The organism is Calidithermus terrae (assembly GCF_003574345.1).
In the GTDB taxonomy this organism is placed as follows: domain Bacteria; phylum Deinococcota; class Deinococci; order Deinococcales; family Thermaceae; genus Calidithermus; species Calidithermus chliarophilus.
Genome location: NZ_QXDL01000433.1, coordinates 1 through 1,140, shown reverse-complemented (window position 1 = coordinate 1,140; position 1,140 = coordinate 1). Strand labels below are relative to the sequence as shown.

Here is a 1,140-nt window from a genome sequence, read left to right as displayed (position 1 = left end):
GTCGGGCGGGGCTTCGGGGGCGTGCGCTTCCCGCGCCTCCGCGCCCGCGCCGTGCAGGGTCGGCTCGTAGCCCAGCGCGCGGAGGTCGGCCTCGAGCCGCCGGCGCGGCGTGACCGACTCGTCGAGGTTGAGCCGGAGGAGCTGCGTGGCGAAGGCCGCCCGGGGGTTGCTGGCCCCGGGGGTCTTGCGGACGAGGGCTTCGATCTTGTTGGCGCAGTCGGCGCAGTCCATCCCCTCGACCCGGTAGCACAGCTCGGGCGCGCGGGGCGCGGGCGTTGGGCGGCTCATGAAGGCTCCTCTTGAGAACGCGAATTCGATATCTGAGCAACCGCTCAGCTATGACAGGAGTCTAGCAACATATGAGCGTTCGTTCAAGCGTTCCCGGGCCGCTTTACAGATATATCCCCTAGGGGTATAGTGGGCCGAGGCCCCAGGGAGCCCGGAGGAAAAGCCGTGGAGAAGATGCCCCCCTACGAAATCCGCGGACAGGCGCAGCAGGCGCCGGGCGGCCGGCAGGGGCGTGCGCCGATGGGCCGCCTGCGCTCGTTCCTGGCCCGCCGGGCGCGGGGCTTCCCGCCGTGCCGGGTGACGCCCTGGCTCCTGGCGGTCCTGGCGGCCCTCGCGCTGCTCAACGGCTGCGCCCCCGAGCCGGGCTACAAGGACGTGAGCGTGCAGGAGCTCCGGGCCGCCCGCGAGCCCGGCCGCGTCGTGCTGGACGTGCGCGAGCCCCACGAGCACGCCGAGGGGCACGTGCCGGGGTCCACCCTGCTGCCCCTGGGGCAGGTCGCGGCCCGGGCCGGGCAACTCCCCAAGGACGCCCCGGTCTACGTGATCTGCCGCAGCGGCAACCGCTCGGCGCAGGCGAGCCGGACGCTGGCCGGGCTCGGCTTCAAGGACGTGCGCAACGTGCAGGGCGGCATACTGGCCTGGCAGTCGGCGGGCTATCCTCTGGAGCGATGAGCCTGACCCCCGACGCCCTCCTGCTGGGGCCGCTGGCCCTGAGCTGGCCCAACCTGGCCCTGCTGCTGGGGGCCCTGGCCTTCACCGCGCTGGCGGCGCGGCGGGGCCTGGAGGCCCGGGGGGGGTGGGTGCTGCTGGCGGCGCTCCTGGCGGCCCGGCTGGGGCACGTGCTGGGGCACC

The 1,140-nt window shown here is 74.1% G+C and carries 2 protein-coding genes and 1 pseudogene; 2 read left to right on the top strand and 1 reads right to left on the bottom strand.

Annotated features, from left to right (window positions below; translation table 11 throughout):
- The coding region (locus Mterra_RS21415; RefSeq protein WP_176582573.1) for a cation transporter at positions 1 to 288 on the bottom strand (288 nt) is incomplete at its 3' end.
- Between the two features lie 174 nt (positions 289 to 462).
- Here Mterra_RS21415 and Mterra_RS21410 point away from each other — a divergent pair.
- Both Mterra_RS21410 and Mterra_RS21405 read left to right on the top strand, forming a co-directional pair.
- A complete protein-coding gene (locus Mterra_RS21410) occupies positions 463 to 960 on the top strand; it encodes a rhodanese-like domain-containing protein (RefSeq protein WP_245971721.1) in 498 nt (165 codons plus the stop codon).
- Positions 957 to 1,140, top strand: a pseudogene (locus Mterra_RS21405) (TlpA family protein disulfide reductase); the annotation flags it as partial. The gene Mterra_RS21410 and the pseudogene Mterra_RS21405, both read left to right, overlap by 4 nt.

Bases quoted from the DNA above. Each gene is read 5' to 3' on its own strand.
- Mterra_RS21410 (WP_245971721.1), top strand. From the start codon at position 463: ATGCCCCCCTACGAAATCCGCGGACAGGCGCAGCAGGCGCCGGGCGGC.